The organism is Rhodococcus sp. NFXS4 (assembly GCF_058139645.1).
This window is the reverse complement of sequence record NZ_CP192221.1, coordinates 4392391-4409873: the sequence shown is the minus strand read 5'-3', so window position 1 is coordinate 4409873 and position 17483 is coordinate 4392391. Positions and strand designations below refer to the sequence as shown.

The 17483-nt window shown below is 63.8% G+C and carries 15 protein-coding genes; 6 read left to right on the top strand and 9 right to left on the bottom strand.

Annotated features, from left to right (window positions below):
- Positions 1-105: 105 nt before the first annotated feature.
- The 4 genes from pyk (at position 106) to J4E04_RS20840 (ending at position 2755) form a co-directional block, all read left to right on the top strand.
- Complete coding sequence (pyk, locus tag J4E04_RS20855) at positions 106-1572, top strand: pyruvate kinase (RefSeq protein ID WP_490150586.1); 1467 nt, start codon at positions 106-108, stop codon at positions 1570-1572.
- Between the two features lie 143 nt (positions 1573-1715).
- Positions 1716-2036 (top strand): WhiB family transcriptional regulator, encoded by a 321-nt coding sequence (locus tag J4E04_RS20850; protein WP_490149538.1) that lies wholly within the window; start codon positions 1716-1718, stop codon positions 2034-2036.
- Between the two features lie 9 nt (positions 2037-2045).
- Complete coding sequence (locus tag J4E04_RS20845) at positions 2046-2210, top strand: hypothetical protein (RefSeq protein WP_490149537.1); 165 nt, start codon at positions 2046-2048, stop codon at positions 2208-2210.
- Positions 2211-2446: 236 nt separating this feature from the next.
- Entirely contained in the window at positions 2447-2755 is a 309-nt protein-coding gene (locus J4E04_RS20840) for a hypothetical protein (RefSeq protein ID WP_490149536.1), read from the top strand.
- A gap of 478 nt (positions 2756-3233) precedes the next feature.
- Here the strand turns inward: J4E04_RS20840 and J4E04_RS20835 are convergent, their stop codons facing one another.
- Positions 3234-3803, bottom strand: a complete 570-nt coding sequence (locus J4E04_RS20835; RefSeq protein WP_490149535.1) for a Pycsar system effector family protein — start codon at positions 3801-3803, stop codon at positions 3234-3236.
- Positions 3804-3893: 90 nt separating this feature from the next.
- On the opposite strand from J4E04_RS20835, the gene J4E04_RS20830 reads away from it, so the two are divergent.
- Positions 3894-4658, top strand: coding sequence for an adenylate/guanylate cyclase domain-containing protein (locus tag J4E04_RS20830; RefSeq protein WP_490149534.1), 765 nt, complete (start codon positions 3894-3896; stop codon positions 4656-4658).
- Between the two features lie 684 nt (positions 4659-5342).
- Here the strand turns inward: J4E04_RS20830 and J4E04_RS20825 are convergent.
- The 8 genes from J4E04_RS20825 to J4E04_RS20790 form a co-directional block, all read right to left on the bottom strand.
- On the bottom strand, positions 5343-9383 hold the full coding sequence (locus J4E04_RS20825; protein ID WP_490149533.1) for an NACHT domain-containing protein: 4041 nt from the start codon (positions 9381-9383) through the stop codon (positions 5343-5345).
- Positions 9384-9780: 397 nt separating this feature from the next.
- Complete coding sequence (locus tag J4E04_RS20820) at positions 9781-10617, bottom strand: hypothetical protein (RefSeq protein ID WP_490149532.1); 837 nt, start codon at positions 10615-10617, stop codon at positions 9781-9783.
- 513 nt (positions 10618-11130) lie between these two features.
- Positions 11131-12060, bottom strand: coding sequence for a hypothetical protein (locus J4E04_RS20815; protein WP_490149531.1), 930 nt, complete (start codon positions 12058-12060; stop codon positions 11131-11133).
- A gap of 72 nt (positions 12061-12132) precedes the next feature.
- Positions 12133-12726: a relaxase/mobilization nuclease domain-containing protein gene (locus J4E04_RS20810; RefSeq protein ID WP_490149530.1), complete on the bottom strand. Its 594-nt coding sequence runs from the start codon at positions 12724-12726 to the stop codon at positions 12133-12135.
- A gap of 275 nt (positions 12727-13001) precedes the next feature.
- A complete protein-coding gene (locus tag J4E04_RS20805; RefSeq protein ID WP_490149529.1) occupies positions 13002-13388 on the bottom strand; it encodes a VOC family protein in 387 nt (128 codons plus the stop codon).
- Entirely contained in the window at positions 13385-14206 is an 822-nt protein-coding gene (locus J4E04_RS20800; RefSeq protein ID WP_490149528.1) for an alpha/beta fold hydrolase, read from the bottom strand. Before J4E04_RS20800 ends, J4E04_RS20805 begins: the two co-directional genes overlap by 4 nt.
- 95 nt (positions 14207-14301) lie before the next feature.
- Positions 14302-15918, bottom strand: a complete 1617-nt coding sequence (locus J4E04_RS20795; RefSeq protein WP_222638929.1) for an MFS transporter — start codon at positions 15916-15918, stop codon at positions 14302-14304.
- Between the two features lie 152 nt (positions 15919-16070).
- The gene (locus tag J4E04_RS20790; protein WP_222633215.1) at positions 16071-16676 is read right to left on the bottom strand and encodes a TetR/AcrR family transcriptional regulator; all 606 of its coding nucleotides are present in this window, start codon (positions 16674-16676) and stop codon (positions 16071-16073) included.
- 153 nt (positions 16677-16829) lie between these two features.
- On the opposite strand from J4E04_RS20790, the gene J4E04_RS20785 reads away from it, so the two are divergent.
- Positions 16830-17474: a hypothetical protein gene (locus J4E04_RS20785; protein WP_261781762.1), complete on the top strand. Its 645-nt coding sequence runs from the start codon at positions 16830-16832 to the stop codon at positions 17472-17474.
- Positions 17475-17483 lie beyond the last annotated feature (9 nt).

Genomic DNA, 17483 nt, shown 5'->3' with positions numbered 1-17483 from the left:
CTGCGCGCAGCGAGCCCACCATGCACCCACTTGCCCCGGTCGTCCGCGACCACGGCAGGTTGACGGTGCAGTGCGCACCATCCGGAAGGAAACAACGTGAGCACCATCCTCAGTGACCGACTAGATATCGTCTCCGGCACCAGCACCTCTCACACCGGACCCACCCAGAAGACGAAGATCGTCTGCACGCTGGGTCCGTCGACGGATCCCGACGGCATCATCGATGAACTCATCGCCAGCGGAATGAACGTGGCACGACTGAATTTCAGCCATGGTGATCATCCCGAGCATGCTGCTCGCTACCTCATGGTGCGTGACGCTGCCGAACGCCGCGACGTCCCCGTTGCTGTCCTTGCCGACCTCCAAGGACCGAAGATTCGGCTGGGCCGGTTCGCGGACGGGCCGACGACATGGTCGTCCGGGGAGATTGTTCGCATCACGGTCGACGACATCGTAGGCACCAGCAGGCGGGTGTCGACGACCTACCGGGAACTCGCCGCCGACGCTCGGCCCGGTGACACCGTTCTCGTCGACGACGGGAAGTTGGAACTGCGTGTCGTGGAGGTCGAAGGCCCCGATGTGGTGTGCCGTGTCGTCCAGGGCGGGCCTATCAGTAACAACAAGGGGCTGTCGCTTCCTGGAATGAATGTCTCGGTTCCTGCAATGTCCGACAAAGACATTCGAGATCTGGAATTCGCCCTGGCCCTCGGCGTCGACATGGTCGCGTTGTCGTTCGTTCGAAGGGCGTCAGACATCGACCAGGTCCATGCCGTGATGGACCGCGTGGGCCGCAGGATCCCGGTGATTGCCAAGATCGAGAAACCCGAGGCCCTCGCAGATATCGAGGCCATCGTCGCCGCCTTCGATGCGGTGATGGTCGCACGCGGCGACCTGGGTGTCGAGATCCCTCTCGAGGACGTACCTTTGGCGCAGAAGCGCACCATCGAACTCGCCCGTGAGAACGCCAAGCCGGTCATCGTAGCTACCCAGATGCTCGACTCCATGATCGACAACGCGCGCCCCACGCGCGCCGAGGCGTCTGACGTCGCCAACGCCGTCCTCGACGGGGCAGACGCCGTGATGTTGTCGGGAGAGACGTCTGTGGGGCAGCACGCGGTGCAAACGGTGCGCACCATGGCACGCATTGTCCGTGCCGCAGAGACGGACCCGGCGAGAGCGTCCGCATTCGCCCACATGCCCAGGACACGCTCAGGGGTTGTGTCCTATGCAGCTCGTGACATCGCCGAACGATTACAAGCTAGAGCGCTGGTGGCATTCACGCAGTCGGGCGACACGGTCAAACGGTTGGCACGCCTGCACCCCTCACTTCCCCTGCTGGGCTTCACCCCTCACGTGAGCATCCGAAACTGCCTTGCACTGAGCTGGGGTACAGATCCGTACCTTGTCGATCATGTCGACACCACCGACGCCACTATCGCTCAAGTCGATCGCGAACTGATCGACCGAGGCCTGTGCACCGTCGGTGACGTCGTCGTCATCATCGCAGGAGTACCCACCGGCACCGAGGGTCTGACGAACATGATCAGAGTTCATCGAGTGGGCGACGTCTGATGGCCACGCACCCTTGCACGAGCAACGCTCGGCGTGAGCTTCCCGCCTCGTCGACTGCGGACGACGCCACAACGAACGCTGACCGCTGCCTCTGAGGGGCGTTTTCCACCGCAAAGGAGCATGGCGCGCCAGTGTCGCAACCCATGATCAACACTCAACAATTCTGCAGAACACTTGTCCGACTGCCCCCACCCCGAATCGAGCATTGGGAGTGGCAGCATCGAAGCACATGTCAACCGCATGACATGGAAACGTTCTACCCCGAAGGGTCGCGAAGCAACCGGGACGCGATCACTCAGGATGCCAAGAAGTTGTGCCAGGTCTGTCCCGTCCGTCAGGATTGCCTTGAACATGCACTACGCACCAGGGAGCCCCACGGCGTTTGGGGCGGGCTGACACCCACTGAGCGAGCAAGGCTCATCAATTCACAGGGGGTCCAATCCACCGCCACGCATTTAGATTAGAGCGTCCGAGTGTTTCAGGAAGCCCCGCTACTGCCCGACACCACCAAGCAGGCCGCGTCGCGAAGGGATAACGGGGAAGTGCCGTCGGCGTTCACCGACACCGCCGCCGCCGACCTGACCGCCATGCTGTCGGAAGTGCTCGGGACTACGACCGCTTCGACACGTATAGGCTGAGTTAGCCGAACGGAGCCCGTCGGGTGCTCAGCGGCACAGCGCGGAACGAGTAGATGTTTCTCTCGCGGAACGAGTCCTGCGTCGCCCGGTGCGCGTTCCTCCCTGTCCATGGACCATTGATGGGGTGTCGCATCGCCGGCACCCGACCGATCCACCGAACTCGCTACTGGTGGAAGCAGCCGCCCGCGGGATCGACGCGTGAGCCGGTGTCGGTGGGGCCGTGCACCATGACGGGTATGCGTATCCGCACGCTCGCCGGCCCGCCGCTTCCACACGAGATCGCGCGCGACGTGCTGCTCGATCGAGTCACCGACTCCGTGATGGGCGTGCCGCCGCCGGGTAGCCCGCAATGGCGCCAGCAATTTCGCAGTTCGGACGAGATCACTCTCGCCGTGCGGAGCACCCGCCGCGCCGAGCTGCGAGCACTCATCGCCGAGCGGTCTGGGGTGTCGGATCCCGCTGCCGCGCCGCACCGCCGTCGGCCCGGCAGCACATCGGGGCATCGACGGTCACGGCTCGATCCGGCGCAACTGTCCATCTTCTAACCGCAGACGGAAGAAGGTTCCACAACGATTGAGGAAGTCAGGATCTTCACCGGCAAGAATGACGCCGACTGATACCCCGATGCTATCTCGATCGAGAGGGAGCGAGGGCAGACGCGGCGGCCCCCAGCGACCGCGGCATGGCCGTCGACGATCATTCGTGGTCGCGTCGGGCGACGCGCGGGGCGAGTTCGGTGACGGTTGTGAGGCATCTCGACCACCTCCTGGAGAACGCCGACCGTGACGCCTTCGCAAGAACGCTCGCATCACACCCTGCCCTCTGCCAAGGCGCACTGTGAGCTGCGCGCCGAGCGCGATCGCCTGTTGTAGAGCTTTAGGCCGCGGCGCCGGGCCGTTGACGGCGGTCGGCCACCTCGTTGCCGCGCCGCCACCTGTCGACCAAGAGGACAACGGTATTCATTGCCGATAATAGGTATTATGACATAAATGCACTTCAAGCGCTTGCACTCCGAGCCGCAGGCTAGTTGCTCACAGACCGTATGGCGAGGTCGACCGCGACGAGCGACAAGGCGCCACCTGCAACGAACAACAACAACAAGGCCCAGCCAGTCGCCCGATACTTCTTACTCGCGACACGCGAATTTGACCAGATCTGCTGGCCGAGCTGGTCCAGCAAATCATTGGGATCGGAGACGAGCTCTCGAAGCTCAGCGGTATATTCGCCCACCGAACTCGGATGCTTTCGCGCAATGTGATCGAAGTAGAGCGCACTCGTGGCGTCCTCTTTCCTGAAAAGGCGTGGCCACAGAGCGCTGATTGCGAACCCTGCGGAGCCGAGAACTAGCAACGCGCAAATCGGGGCTGCCACCATCATGAGCTTGTCGAACATAGTCTGCGACTTGACCAGGTTGTACAGCACACCACCCATGACACCTGCGGCAGCAAGCGTTGCTGTGGCTTTCGTTTCGGCGTGCTTGATCCAGTCGTTGACCAACCCCACCGTTTTCCACGCCTCTGCCACGGCAACCGTTGGGTCAGCGACTTTTCCCTCGGCCCCCGCGACCTGCTCACAATCACCCGAATCGTTCATGTTGCGAGGGTAGTCGACCGCGAATCGGTCCGGAACACGTGACAGTCTCTGCACCATGCTTGACTAGGCCCCGAGAGGGTCCCCTGCTACGTGACGGTGGGGCCGGTAGGCAACCTGGAGGGGCACGTGGACGGAAATTACGAGGAATACGATTGGGTATCCAGTAGCTCTCGCATCAAGGACCTTCTTGACCAGCCTGCGGGCCAGTTCGAGAAGACGGACGCTCTCCCCAACCGTGACAAGCTGACGTATAAGAACGGTTTCTACGGCCGGTGTTCTGCAGTATTCATTGATATCCGAGATTCTTCCGGATTGACGGACGAATACACACGGCCAATCCTCGCGAAGATCTACCGCGCTTTTATTTCGGAGATGGTCGCCGTCCTCAACGGACATTCAAATGTTCGCGAAGTAAACATTGTTGGCGACTGCGTCTGGGCGGTCTACAACACCCCCTTCAAGACGAACATCAACGGCGTCTTCAGTGTTGCCTCTAAGGCCAACACCTTACTGACGCTCCTGAACAAGCACTATGCAAAAAAAGACATCGAGCCGCTGCGGGTGGGCATTGGGGTCGATTGGGGACGGGTGTTAATGATCAAGGCCGGGTATCACGGCAGCGGCATCAACGATGTGATCTACATGGGCGACGTCGTCAATCGGGCTGCGCATCTCGCACACGAGGCCGGGCGCAATGGCGAGAGTCCAATATGGGTAGGGTCCGACTTCCGCGCGAACCTCAACGAGCACAATACTGGCCTGCTTACCCAGCATTATAGTATTGAGGTCGGCACTATCTATACTGGCAATTTTATCAATACGAATATGGATAACTGGATTGGCGAGAACGTTTGAGTTCTTAGGGCGCCTCTGTAGCACTAGACGCGGGTCTTGCAAGGCGTACTTGTCGCCGTTCCCTGCGGCCGTTGTGGTCCAGATCATGCGACTGCGGCATCGTGCTGTTACCCGGTTATGGGTGCGGTGATCGCGGGGTCGACGCGGTTGATCGCACGGAGCAGTCGCTGCTGTTCCGCTCGCTTGCCGGGATTGACGTTGAGGCGGCCGGATGATGTCGGGTTGCGAGCGAGTGACCCCGGCGATGGTGGAGTCCGTATACAGGTCGATACGTGCCCGGCTTTGCGGGGACAGCGTCCGCATACGTTACGATCTCAGTGTTCGACCGTCGATGAGGGTCACGGTCGAGCGTCCATCACCAGCGCGTACGCGGTGTCTACACCTCTGGGTGTCGCGCTCTGCGCGTGCGTGCTGATCGACGCTCCCGAAAGGCCCTTCCTCTAATGCAGGTCTATTCGTTTTCCACGCCATCCTCTGGCGGTTCTCAATTTGCTCTAGTCGCGACGCCCGTCGGTGGAGCGCAGTCGTGACCGGGCGGATGTCATTCTTCGACGACGCCGTCCTCGACCGCAGAGAAGGCTGCAGAACCCTGCGAACGCTACGCCGCTGCACAGCGCGCCAATTGGATGGTCCTTGGGGTTTCATGAATCGAGCTTCCAGGCATACTCGGCCGGGCAGCCTCAGCTACCGCGGGTCTTCTACCGATCGACGGACATCGAGTATCGGCCCAACGAGCTCGTCTGAGCGAGGCTCGGGGGCGATGACTGCCCCATACCAGAAATCTGAGTACGCCATCTTTCGATAGTTGTCATCGTCCATCGGGAGTGCGTGCCTCTCGCCCAGAACGCCGATGACAAGGTCACAGTTGAGCTGCACGAGCCGCTGGCGCAGCCACCCTGAGTCGGCTAAGAGCGCATCCTGGCCGTTCTCGGTGTCGGGAACTTCGAGAGCACGGGCGACGGTCACTCCCCCCTCTGTCCATCGCGCACATACTCCGTCCCAGGCGGCCGATCCGAGAAGCTCGTCCGTCGGCACATAGAAATCGATGCTCTCTTCGATTGAACAGTCGAGCACACTCCCTTCCCACAAGTACTTCTCGATCGCGGGTCGTGGTGCGAGCCCGGCCCCGACCAGTCGCTGGTGGTAGTGGTCGTCTTCCTCGATCGCGGCCTCCGCCTTGGCAACAGGTGACCAAGCAAGTTCTCCTAGGTAGCGTCCATGGGTACGACTGCGGTCGTGCATCCATCGACCTGACAAGCCGTGTTCTCGGAAGAGATCTAGGAGACACTGACCGTCACCTCTGGGCACGAGCCAGGAGAACTGTAGGTAGAAGACGTCACGCTCGCGCTTGGTCATGCCGGTTCGTTGCGCGTTATCGCGGTCCCAACTCGAGTACCGCTGCAACGCGATCCAGGTGAGTCCGTCTCCATCTGTCGGCATGAACACCTGCGTCGCCGGAGCGAGGTCCGCTACTTCCGCGACCCAACTGTCGGGCGTCGCGGCAACGTCGAGGCCTGGGCTTGGGAGGAGCGCCCAGGTCGCACCTGATGCGTGTGTCAACACGAGATGTTGCGGTGGACCGGAAGCCCCGCGAGCCGGGAGACTCGGATCTAGGTCTCGTCCATACCAGGGCCACGGCCCTTCATATCGCTCGTGATCAGGTGACCACGATTCTCGAGCAAGGTGGTAATTGTCTGCCAGGCGCGCGAGCAATTCGTGAAGCGCGATCCATTGGTACTTTTTCCCAAAGCGCTCAGGCTTGTGAGCTTCCCGCCCGCTGTCGGCTCGGTATTCGCGTTCGAACTCCTCGAAACGCTCAGCGGTCCAACCGTGGGCGATAGCGCGGTTCGCGATCCACCGCCCCGCCCAATCTGCCTCGACGGTGCCGAGCGGGTCATCGTGCTTGTCTGAGGGCCGCGGTCCGGTGAGCGGATATCGACTGAACGATCCGACGTCACTTTTCACAACGTATTTGTTGAAGTCGCCCATCCACGTAAGGCAGGACATGAGGATCGTGTTGGCGCGCCAGTCCTTGTAATTGCCGTCCGCGTCCTTGACGCATCCGTAGGCCGCTTCCAGCGCTTCGGCCGTCGGCGGTTCCTCCGGAGGCGCAGATCCGTAAGGCGGGTCGAACGCGACCTTATGTTCATCCGTAAGAATTCCGCGGGCCTCGGCCCAGGCGGCCATACCGCGGGCACTGTCCCGTGCGAGGACGTGCACGGGAAGGCCTGTGCGGAACCATGCTGACAGGGCCTCGATCGTTCCCTGACTTCCGTCACGGTCGGAATCTCCGGCGATCATGAGCGCGCCGTAGCACGAGAGGAGGACTCGCTCTTGAACGTACGGGTCGTCAATTTCACTAGACAACGTGATCAGCGTGCCTGCAACCGGGAGCCGCTTCACCAACAAGCTAGTGAGTGTTCTGGTGACATTGTCCCGCAGGATTCTGTTTGGTGAGGTAAGCAACCACATTAGTGTGATGGCAGCAAGTTCAGGTTCATCAGTCCCGACCTCCTGGCGAAGGCTCTGAGCCCAGCCTTGCAGCCGCGTCAGTGACGGCGAGTACTCGTAGGCGGTGTAGGCCGCGATCGACCAAGAAGCGTCGCGTTCGGCTAGGCCAAGGGCTTTGAGTCTCTCGTGGAGCCATCGTGCGTTGGCTGGGTGTCCCAAGCGGGGCCCCAGCGCGATCATGGCGTCGACACCATCAACCCGCTCATCGAGATCGCCACCGATCTGTTGCTCGAGGAGTTCGAAGGCTCGTTCTCCGAACGCATCAGCCGTTCGATCTAGGAGACTGTCGCGAACGGCCTGTTGAAGGCGGCGGTTCGCAACACACTCAGGGAGGAGGTCAGGAAGCTCAACAGAAACGCGTTCGGGCAAGAGCACTGCTAGCGCCCGCCAGAGCCAGGGGGCGTCGCGCACGCTGCCAGCAAGTTGACTGAGATCACCCAGAGAGTCGAGAAGGCGGTTGGCGAGAACGTGCTCCGAATACGCTTGAAACGGCAGAGTCACAGACTCGCCGGCGGAGAAGGATGGGCGGACCTCGATCAAGCCATCACTTTGCATGCGACCGAACAGTGTTTCCGGCCAGTTTCGGCCTGGGAGCAAGGCATCGACGGCACTTTCGATATCCGCCCGCGGGATAGGCCGACCACCCGTTTCGAGGAGCTTGTCGGCAAGCACGTCCAGAGCGTCGGTGACCACGCGGCTGGATGGGGCAAGGCGGAGCGCGTCGATGACGCGCTCCGCACGGACAGTGGCGAAGCGACCGAACAAGGTCGATCGGGTGAGAGTGTCTGCGGCGCTAGGGCCGTCCGAGGCGAGTACCTCGCAGAACATTCGCAGGAATAGCGGGCTTGAAAACGCTGGGTCGAAGGAAGACCTCACCGGCACCGGAATTTCGAACACTCGGCAGTATGCCGAGAGCGCTTGCCCCTCGCTACCAACGAAACCTCTGTGTGAAACCACTGGTAAGGACTCGGGCGGTTGAATAATTGATGAGTAGTCGCTCCGGTAAGAGACGATAACTGCAACGTTTGGATACGCCGTTGTCCGAGCTAGCAGCGCTTTTAGCTCGGTCCGCCATCTACGCGGGTCCTGAGATTCGTTCAGCGCGTCGACAAGGATAAGAGCGCGTCGCCCCCTTGCCTCCGCAAGCGAGTCGAGCTCTTGCAGGAACACGTCAGCAGAGTCTGCTTCGACACCGAGAACCGCTTTCAGTTCCGGCCACCAGGCGGCGTCGCCGAGTCTCTGTCCAACGATCGCGACAACTGGTGAACCCTCGATTTGCAGCGCAACTGCTGCCCGCATCAAGGCGTGGGTTTTACCGCTGCCAGCTCCACCGACTAACGCCAGCGTGCGGGAGGCATACGCGGCGGCCGCCCTGGAAGCAAGCAGTGCACGCAGTTCGTAGAGCCTCTCTGTTGCGCTCCGCATACGACGATCACTGAACTCGTTGAGTTGTTCGGCGGCTTCGGCAGCACATGCGATCAGTTTGTCGACGGCCTCACGACCTGACTCCATGTCGAAGTCAGTGGTCGACACAAGTGAACCCGGTTCTGCTGCGGTTTTGTTCACCCCAGCGCGAAGCTCCGCGATCCGGTCAAGAAGCTGAAAGGCCTGCTCCGATGTTGACCCCCACATTCCGGAGTCCCGGCGACCGGCGGAAACTGTAATGTCAAGGTGCGAACGCAGGGAGCTGAGAAACCGGTCCCCGGCAGCAGCGGCCTCGATCGCGCCGTTTACAGAAACGTCTGTGTCGGCCGCCGGCGTATATCTATCCCCGACAACAGCGACAGATTCCTCAATTTGCTTCTCGAACCACGCTTGCGAGAGTTCGAAGCTCCCGAACCAGAAGGCACGCCGCCCGCCGTGCCTGGACGTTGCCAACTGTGCCAAGACATCGCCAGCGCGGATCGTTCGAAACGTAATTTGGTCAGCACCGTCTACGGTCTGCTGCCAGCCTGCTACGGCGTCGTCCCATCGGTCTTGGTCGGACTTGGCCGGCCCTGCGCCGCTGTCGGTGAAGTCATAGGGAACTACAAAAGTTAGTTTCGTGAGCTCGGCCCGCTTCGCACAGACTGCAACAACGGATTCCTTCATCCCACTCAGAGCGTCGGCAAGTGAGGCGTGAAATTTTGCCTGGAACCCTTCGGAATGCCCATCCGCATAGACCTCGTACCACTCGACTCCGGCGTCTGGGGCACGCGTCTTGCGAGTCTCCACGTGCCCAGGAGCAACGGGTGGACGCAACTGATACGCCAGTTCCTCCCATGCCCGAGCCTGGCTTCCCTCATGGGACCGAATCTCACTCAGACGGATTGGCATAGGCTGAAACTATCTGCTGGCTTGGCGGTCGCGCGATTCAGCCCGTCGCTCGGCTGGTTCGCCGGCCTCACAATAGCTGTTCAAGGACGCTTCTCAGGCCCGTGAGCCGATAGTCGACCGAAGCAGCGTCGACCCTTCCGCGTACTGGGGCGTATGCAGGCGGCCTAGGCCACGATGAGACCAGGCGCACCGCTTGCTCCGTCTGCTTTCACGAACAGCGGTTGTCCCGACAACCATCTGCTACAACCGCGGCGGCGCCGTCTTAAACGCAGAAAGCCCAATACGTGCATTCGCGTCACGGATCTCGCTCGAACTTCGTAAGAACCAAGGGCCACATCTTTTCGAGGAACTCCATCCGATCTTCGAGATTGTCATTGCGGATGTTTGCCGAACGTCCCCCGACGTGTGCTGCCCGGTACCAATCGGTCACCTCCAACGCCGTGTCGACACTCGCCACGACGGCGGCAGCCACCCGCGCGGCGGCCTGCGACGACACGCACCGGAATTGAGCCAGAACCACCTCACCGTCAGCGTCGATGACCATCGGCGTTGATGTGGGGTCGCTGACCCGGTGACTTTCGATTAGCGACGAGTCGGGTTGATGCACAGTTGCGTTAAACCTACGGATGAGGCCACCGATGCGGGCTCTTCCCCTGTGCCGTTCGATGCGAGCAAGGTCGTGTAGCCAAAGGAGGGCGTCCCCGGCCGCGCCGTACTTCCCGTTGTACGGCTGCATTCGCTCAATCATGTCGATCACCGGCTGGCGGAAACCATGCATGGGGTTCGTGTTAGAAGTGAGCAGCCGCCCGAAATCCGTACGGTCACGAGTGATCGGGAACTGACGCGAGCGCTGACGGGTCGGCGGGTTCTGACCGGTCTCGTACGCTGCAATTTCAAAGAATGTGTAGTCGATAGCGGATCGCACATTTGAGAGCCAGTCGCCGAATATGTAAGAAAGCCGCGGCGAGCACTCATAGTCGCAGATCAGACTGCAGAGCGACCCGTCGACCTCGGTTCTCAGACCCGTCGGCGGCAGATGTGCCTTGTGCTCCGCGCCCATCGCCGTTCGATGCTCAGCAGCTCGCTCGACCTTCGCCCGCGCACTCGTGAAGTCCGGCGCCCTCGCACTCATGGACCCATCCAACAGGCAGCGGCCAGGGGGCGCTCCCGTTAAGCCGTGAGGTGGCCTCGACTCCCCCGCGTCGCGTCGGGCGGGCCGGCCATCCCGATTCGGCTTCGGCGCCCTCTGACGACAATCGCTCCGAAGCAGCTTGCACGCTCTTGTCGAGTAATTCAGCGCTGTCTTCGATGGCTTTAGACACCGTCAACGCAGTCCCTGGCACGGTCATCGCTGCGTCGCGGTAGTCGCCCAGTTCGAGAGCGTAGGCGAGGGTTCCGACTGCGCCGTACGGGCCGGGCGCATCAACAGTGACAGCGAAGCGGGTGGGCGCCGATTCGCCAAGCACTTCGATATGGGCGCCGAGGGTCCACTGCATCTCGCGCCCCGGGGGGAGTGCTTCGAACCGGTACACCCCGGGGTGTTCTGGATCTTCGGTTGCGGGACTACTCTCGGGGTGAGCAGGCGCGGACTCTAGGGAGTGATCAACAACCTACCAACAGATATTTCGCAAGTCGGGCGACGCCGCTAGCGTTCCGGATCGCCCCGATCATGGTCTCGATCAGGCTGCGCCGGACTTGCGCCGTGGGCCCCGTCGCCCGCTCGTCCCCGGCGCATGTGCCGTTCGTCTACCGCGATCGCCCTTTCCCGTTCGAGCGTCGCCAACAACTCGTCTCGTTCCTCCGCGGGCAGACCATTGATAGAAGTCCCGCTTGCGCCCGGTGCCGGCGAATCGGGGACGCTCTCGCCTGCAGCTCGCCGTACCACCTTGTCGATCTCACCTACCTCAGCCTGCACAACGATGCGCCGCGTCTCCCACATTGGCGCAAGATCAGCATGAGCGTCGTCGGTACCGACTCGAACGAGTAGTCGTTCGTGCAGCGTCGTCAGTTCTCGTTCCCGCACGAAGGTCAGAGTGCGCGCCTGGTGGGCGTGGCCGACGGCGCGTTCGGCGTCGGCGAACGCTTCCATCGTCCGCATCATTTGACGCAGCAGCAGTGCGTTCGCGGCGGCACCGCCGGGCGTCGTGAGCACCGTCTGCATCACGATCAGCGCGGCACCGCCCGCGTGCCGACGTTCCGGGTCCGGGGTGGTGCGTTGGTGTGCCGGTATCTGCGCGGACTGCGACAGTGCGGCCGCGGCTTTCGCCAACGGGCCCGGTGTCGGCTCAGTACGGGCGGACCACGCGGCGAACACTCCTGCGGTACGGCCGGCGGCGCGCGCCCACTGCGCGGTGTCCTCGACCGGGATCGACGTCAGGTAGGTGTTCCACTTGCCGATGTCTTCTGCTGCTCGCGCCAACAGTTCCGGGTCGAGTGGTGTGCGTTCGCGCCCGGTGGTGATGGTCACCGCGGCGCCCCGGCGGGCGGCGGACCATTCTGCTGCCGCGTCCTGCGGTGCGGTCCCGCTGGTGTCCCACTCGTCGCGCAGCCGCGGCAGCGTCAGGTCTTTCGCCAACCGTCCGCCGCCGTACCAGACGGGCTTCGTCCCTACTGCTCGTTCGGCGGCCGTAGGAGTCGTAGCGACCGATTACCCGACGGCGGTGCCGGTGGTCCCGGTGTCGTAGCGGGGGCGCAGAAGCACCTTTTGTGCGCGCAGGCGGCGCACGAACTCCGCTTCGGTCTTCGACGCTGTGGCGCATGCCCGCACTGTGCGCTCCAGCAGTGCTCGCGACGTCTCGGGTGCACCGGCTCGGGTGGCGCGAGCTGCTTCCGCCGGCTTGATACCGCGGGCGCCGCGGTTGTTCTCCCGAGACGTCAGCACCACCAGTCCGTGGGTGCGTTCGAGGGTGTTGCACGCGGCCTGGGCGCGTTTGAAGTCGTTCAAGGTGTCGACCTTCGTGCCGTCCTCGCGGACGGCGGATGCGGCGATGTGGATGTGGTCACCGCCCGCGGTGGTCTTGCCGTGCCGGATCGCCACCCACCGCGCAGACGGGCGAGGAGAGTCCGGATCGTCGAAGCCCATCTCACGCATGAAGTCCGCCGCGATGGCGCCCCACTTCTCGTCCGACAACTCCCCCTCGTCGGGGTTGAGTGACAGCGAGCAGTGCCAGACGTTGCGGTCACTGGTGGCGTCGGCGAGCGCCACCGACCGGGGCGTGCCGTCATCGACCGCTGCGTTCATCTGCCGGCGGTTCGTGTACGAACCCAGCGCTCGGGAACCCTCTCGATGCCACGACAGTGACACATGTCGGTACGAACGGCCATGAACCGTCGTGAACCGGCTCGGACGGTTGTCGCAGTTCAGGCGGTGTTTCGCAACCCCAGGCGAACCCGCCTGAACGTCTATCGTCGTTCTCGTAATGAAAAGGTCAAGAGTTCGATTCGCGGCTCCACACAGTTCAGAAAAAGCGGCCACGCGATACGCGTGGCCGCTTTTCCGGTCTCTGATCCCCTGTCCTAGCCGTCGACACTCGTCTGCGCAGGAGCCTGTCGCACCGAGAACAGATTGCCGAACGGATCGATCAGCTGGCACAGCCGTTCACCGGTGAAGACCGTCTTGGGTCCCCGGTGTGCAACCGCTCCGTGGGCTGTCCAGTCCGCGACGATCGCATCCACGTCGGTCACGGTCCAGTAGGCGGAGACTCCTTCCGGCCCGGACGAGTTGTAGTCGTCGTTCTCGTGCAGCGTGAGCCGCACCCCGTCGATGTCGAAGGCCACCAGTGCCCCGCCCCGCTGGATCGGTGTGCGACCCAGCCGGGCGGAGTACCACTCGACTGCGGCCTCGAGATCGTCGACGAAGTAGAAGACGTTGCCGACGGGCCCGAGGGCGAGGGGGGTGGTCATCGGGCGAGGAAGTCGAGAATGTCTGCGTCCAGGGCCTTCTGGTAGTCGCCGTAGATGCCGTGCGGTGCGCCCGGGTACACCTTCAACGTGCCGTCCCGGACGAGGTCGATGGACTTCAGGGCCGCCGCCGCGATGGGGACGATCTGGTCGTCGTCACCCTGGGCGATGAAGATCGGGACCGTCAGCGCCTTCAGATCCTCGGTGAAGTCGGTCTCGGAGAACGCTCTCACGCAGTCGTAGGCGGCAGCGAGGTTGACGAGCATTCCCTGACGCCAGAAGTCGTCGATCGCGCCTTGCGAGACCGCGGCGCCGTCACGGTTGGCGCCGAAGAACGGCTGCGCGAGATCCTGGTAGAACTGCGAGCGGTCGGTCAGCACGCCGTCGCGGATGTCGTTCAGTGCCTCGATCGGGGTGCCCTCCGGGTTGGACTCCGACTTCAGCATGATGGGCGGGACGGCGCCGGCAGTGATGATGCGGGCGACGCGGGATCCGCCGTGCTGGGCGGCGTAGCGGACGACTTCGCCGCCGCCGGTCGAGTGGCCGATCAACGTCAGTTCCTGCAGATCCAGAGCCTCGACGAGCTCGGCGAGGTCACGGGCGTAGGTGTCCATGTCGTTGCCGGTGTAGGTCTTGGACGACCGGCCGTGTCCGCGGCGATCGTGGGCGATGGCTCGGTAGCCGGCGTCGGCGAGCAGCTTGAGCTCGACCTGCCAGGCATCCGACGACAGCGGCCATCCGTGGCTCAGCACCACGGGCTTTCCGGTGCCCTGCTCGGTGTAGTAGATCTCGGTTCCGTCGGTGGTGGTGATGTAAGGCATGGCGACCTCCAGGTTTCGTGGGTTCCGATCAGTGGCTGACGACAACGTTCCTGCTCGCCTGACCGGGGGTCGTCACGTCCGGCCGGGGTCTCGCACTACCGGTCGGCCGGTACGCCGAACAGGTGTTCCTCCTTCTCGGTCGTACCGGTCACCGTGTAGGACAGAGCCTCGGTCATCCGCTGGTGATCCGACTCGGTCCAGCGCTCACGGTGCTGCCGCTCGAGATCGCCCCACGACCGGGCGGTGAACTGCTCGACACGCAGAGACGGGTCCTCGCCGTTCCTGAACAGTGCCCAGGAGTACCCGCCGGTCCGGCGGCGGGCTTTCCCGACGGCCGCCATGGCGCGGTCGAAGTCGGTCGTCGAGTCGGGCCGCACCCGGTACGTCACCGAGACGACGACCGGGCCGTCGTCGGGTTCGGGTTCGAACATCACCATCGGTGTCGGCCACGCCGTCGACACCCCGCGCGGCAGCGTGCCGGTGTCGGCGCGCAGAGGCAGGACCGTGACGCTGGCGGCGGTGACCACCAGCAGCACCGCCGAGATCAGTAGCGCCGCAGCGAAACCGACGTGCGACGCGACCAGACCCCAGACGAACGAGCCCAGCGCCTGGGAGCCCATGAACACCAACAGGTAGATCGACATCCCCCGAGCTCTCACCCAGTGCGCGAGAGAGAGCTGAATCGCCGCGTTGAGTGTGGTCAGGGTGGCGATCCACGCGGCGCCCGACAGCAGCAGCAACGGGACGGCCGCGCCGGCGGGGAGGTAGGCCACGGAGACGACGCCGACGGCATAGGTGACCGCGGACAGTGCCAGCACGGCGTTGCCCGACATCGACTGTCGCAACCGCGGGTAGAGCGCCACGCCGGACACTGCGCCGACACCGAGCATTCCCAGGACGAGCCCGTACCCCGACGCGCCGAAGTGCAGGTGGCGCGACGAGGCCAGGGGCAGCAGGGCCCACAGCGCCGATGCCGGGAAGGCGAACAGGGCCGAGCGCAGCAGGATCCGGCGCACGATCGGTGCGGACTGCATGTAGTGCAGCCCGGTCAGCATGGACCTGCCGAGGCGCTCTCGGTCGACGGACCGGTCGTCTGCGGGCCGACGCCACCACACGAGCGCGCCGATGATGACGACGAACGTCAGGGCGTTGATGGCGAACACCGCGGCGGGTCCGGCCGCAGCCACGATCACGCCGCCGATGGCCGGGCCGACGGCGCGCGCACCGTTCACGGTCACGCCGCCCAGGGCGGATGCTGCCGGGATCTGTTCGGCCGGAACCAGTTCGGGTTGGATGGCCTGCCATGCGGGAGACGACAGCGCAGAGCCGCACCCCAGCAGGAACGTCATCGCCAGCAACATCATCGGGGTCAGCACGTCGGTGAAGGCGAGCACCGCGGTGGCCGTCGCGGCGACGGCGGTGTACGTGCTGATCGCGATCAACAACCTGCGCCGATCGAGCAGATCGGCGAGTCCGCCGGCGAGGAGGGCGAAGAACAAGGTGGGCAGCAGGCTGGCCGTCTGCACGAGGGCGACCACGGTCGCGCTGCTGTTCTGCTCCACCAGGAACCACTGTGATCCCACCGTCTGCATCCACAGGCCGATGTTCGACACCAGCTGAGCGATGAACAGCGTGCGATACACCCTGCCACGCAGCGGCGCCCATGCTGAGGACGAGTGGGTGTCGGGGCCTGCGGCGAGGTCGGCGGTCATGGGTGGACCTTCCGGTCGGTCGATGCGTGCGCGGTGGCGACGATGCCGCCAGGCATATCACGACCACCGGGCGGTGTCGAGACGGCGCAGCACGGGTCGTCCATCCGCCTCCTCGCGGTGAGGATGAAGCCCGAGCCACATCCTCGACGTGGTCACGGCGGCGTGAGGACCGAATCCACTGCATGCTGGAGAATGGCGGTCGCTCGGTGCAGCGTGGCGGGATCGGTGGGCATCGCCCGGTCCCAGAACAGGCCGTCGAGAACCGTGTTGAGGAACGCGGCGTTCAGCGACTGATCACCCTGTGGCGCTGCACCTTCGGCGGCGAGAATGTCGAGCCACTGCTCGACTCTCCGTTGCGCTTCCTCGGCGAAGGACGCGTAGGCGGCTCGGATGTCTGCGGTGGGTTCGGGTACTGCGAACGCCTCGACGGTGCTGATCAACGCGCGCCGCGCCTGCGCACCGACGGCAGGCACCAGGACCTGCTCGAGGCAGCGCACGAGGCGATCCCGAGCCGGTATCGATCGGTCGTGGATGACGTCGGCGTCCGGTGTCACCACGTCGTAGATCGTGGCGAGAACGGCCTCGCGCAGTGCGCGCTGGGTGGGGAAGTGATGACGGAGAGAACCCATGCTCACTCCGGCGCGCGCGGCGACCGATCGCACGCTGAGTGTCGACGCCGGGTCCTCACCGATCATCTCGCAGGCAGCGATGAGTATCCGCGCCCGCGTGTCCGGGCCGGGTTCTTCCGGTGTCGGCATCGCGTCCCCTCTGTTCCTCTGCGCTCGTTCCTGCTCTGAGCAGGACCGATCACGCGACCAGCACAATGTGCTAGCACGGTGTGCTAGCGTCGTGGCCATCGTTCGCGACAGTACAGCGTGCTAGTGGCACGGCCGGCGGAAGAGGAGCGAATCATGTTCGATCGAGTCAGGCGCCGCCGCGCGGCTCGTCGGGTGCGACCCGGCGACGGGCGAGCACTGCAGCCGTTCCGATGGTGGCAGTTGCTGGGACGTGCGCTGTTTCATCTCCCACCGTCGGGCCCCCATGAGCCGGAATGGTCCGTCGACATCAGGCACTGGCAGGACCAGGCCTCCGGTTCTGTCACGGCCGATCTGTACAGAGACGGTCTGTGCGAAGCACGGTCGGCACTGCCCGCCGCGTTCCCCGTCGAGGACGGCCGCATCGAGGTCGCGATGAGTGGTTTCGGTGTCAAGCGGTGCCATCTCGTCTCCGCTGACGGGAGCGAGCGGCAGCTGAGCCCCGACCCTCGCTCGGCCGAAGGGCGCCGGGCCCGATTCGACAGGCGGCACCCCGCGGCGAGTTCGGTCATCGGCGTCGTCTCGATCGCCCTCGTTCTCAGCGGAGTCCTGTCGCTCGCGGTGTATCTCGTCGAGACGGTGTCTCGAATTCCGCCGATCGCCGAGTCGGTCGGTGTCATCGCCGCACCGATCGATCTGCCGACGTGGTCGACGGTCGCCTCCACCGTCGGTGCCGCCGTGGGCAGCACGGAACGCGCTCTGCGACTGCGTTATCACTGGCTCGACGCCGCCGGCAACTGATCGGCCGTC

Coding starts and splice junctions, on each gene's coding strand:
- J4E04_RS20850 (WP_490149538.1), top strand. CDS start 1,716: ATGATCAACACTCAACAATTCTGCAGAACACTTGTCCGACTGCCCCCA.
- J4E04_RS20840 (WP_490149536.1), top strand. CDS start 2,447: ATGCGTATCCGCACGCTCGCCGGCCCGCCGCTTCCACACGAGATCGCG.
- J4E04_RS20835 (WP_490149535.1), bottom strand. CDS start 3,803: ATGAACGATTCGGGTGATTGTGAGCAGGTCGCGGGGGCCGAGGGAAAA.
- J4E04_RS20820 (WP_490149532.1), bottom strand. CDS start 10,617: ATGAGTGCGAGGGCGCCGGACTTCACGAGTGCGCGGGCGAAGGTCGAG.
- J4E04_RS20810 (WP_490149530.1), bottom strand. CDS start 12,726: ATGAACGCAGCGGTCGATGACGGCACGCCCCGGTCGGTGGCGCTCGCC.
- J4E04_RS20805 (WP_490149529.1), bottom strand. CDS start 13,388: ATGACCACCCCCCTCGCCCTCGGGCCCGTCGGCAACGTCTTCTACTTC.
- J4E04_RS20800 (WP_490149528.1), bottom strand. CDS start 14,206: ATGCCTTACATCACCACCACCGACGGAACCGAGATCTACTACACCGAG.
- J4E04_RS20795 (WP_222638929.1), bottom strand. CDS start 15,918: ATGACCGCCGACCTCGCCGCAGGCCCCGACACCCACTCGTCCTCAGCA.
- J4E04_RS20790 (WP_222633215.1), bottom strand. CDS start 16,676: ATGCCGACACCGGAAGAACCCGGCCCGGACACGCGGGCGCGGATACTC.
- J4E04_RS20785 (WP_261781762.1), top strand. CDS start 16,830: ATGTTCGATCGAGTCAGGCGCCGCCGCGCGGCTCGTCGGGTGCGACCC.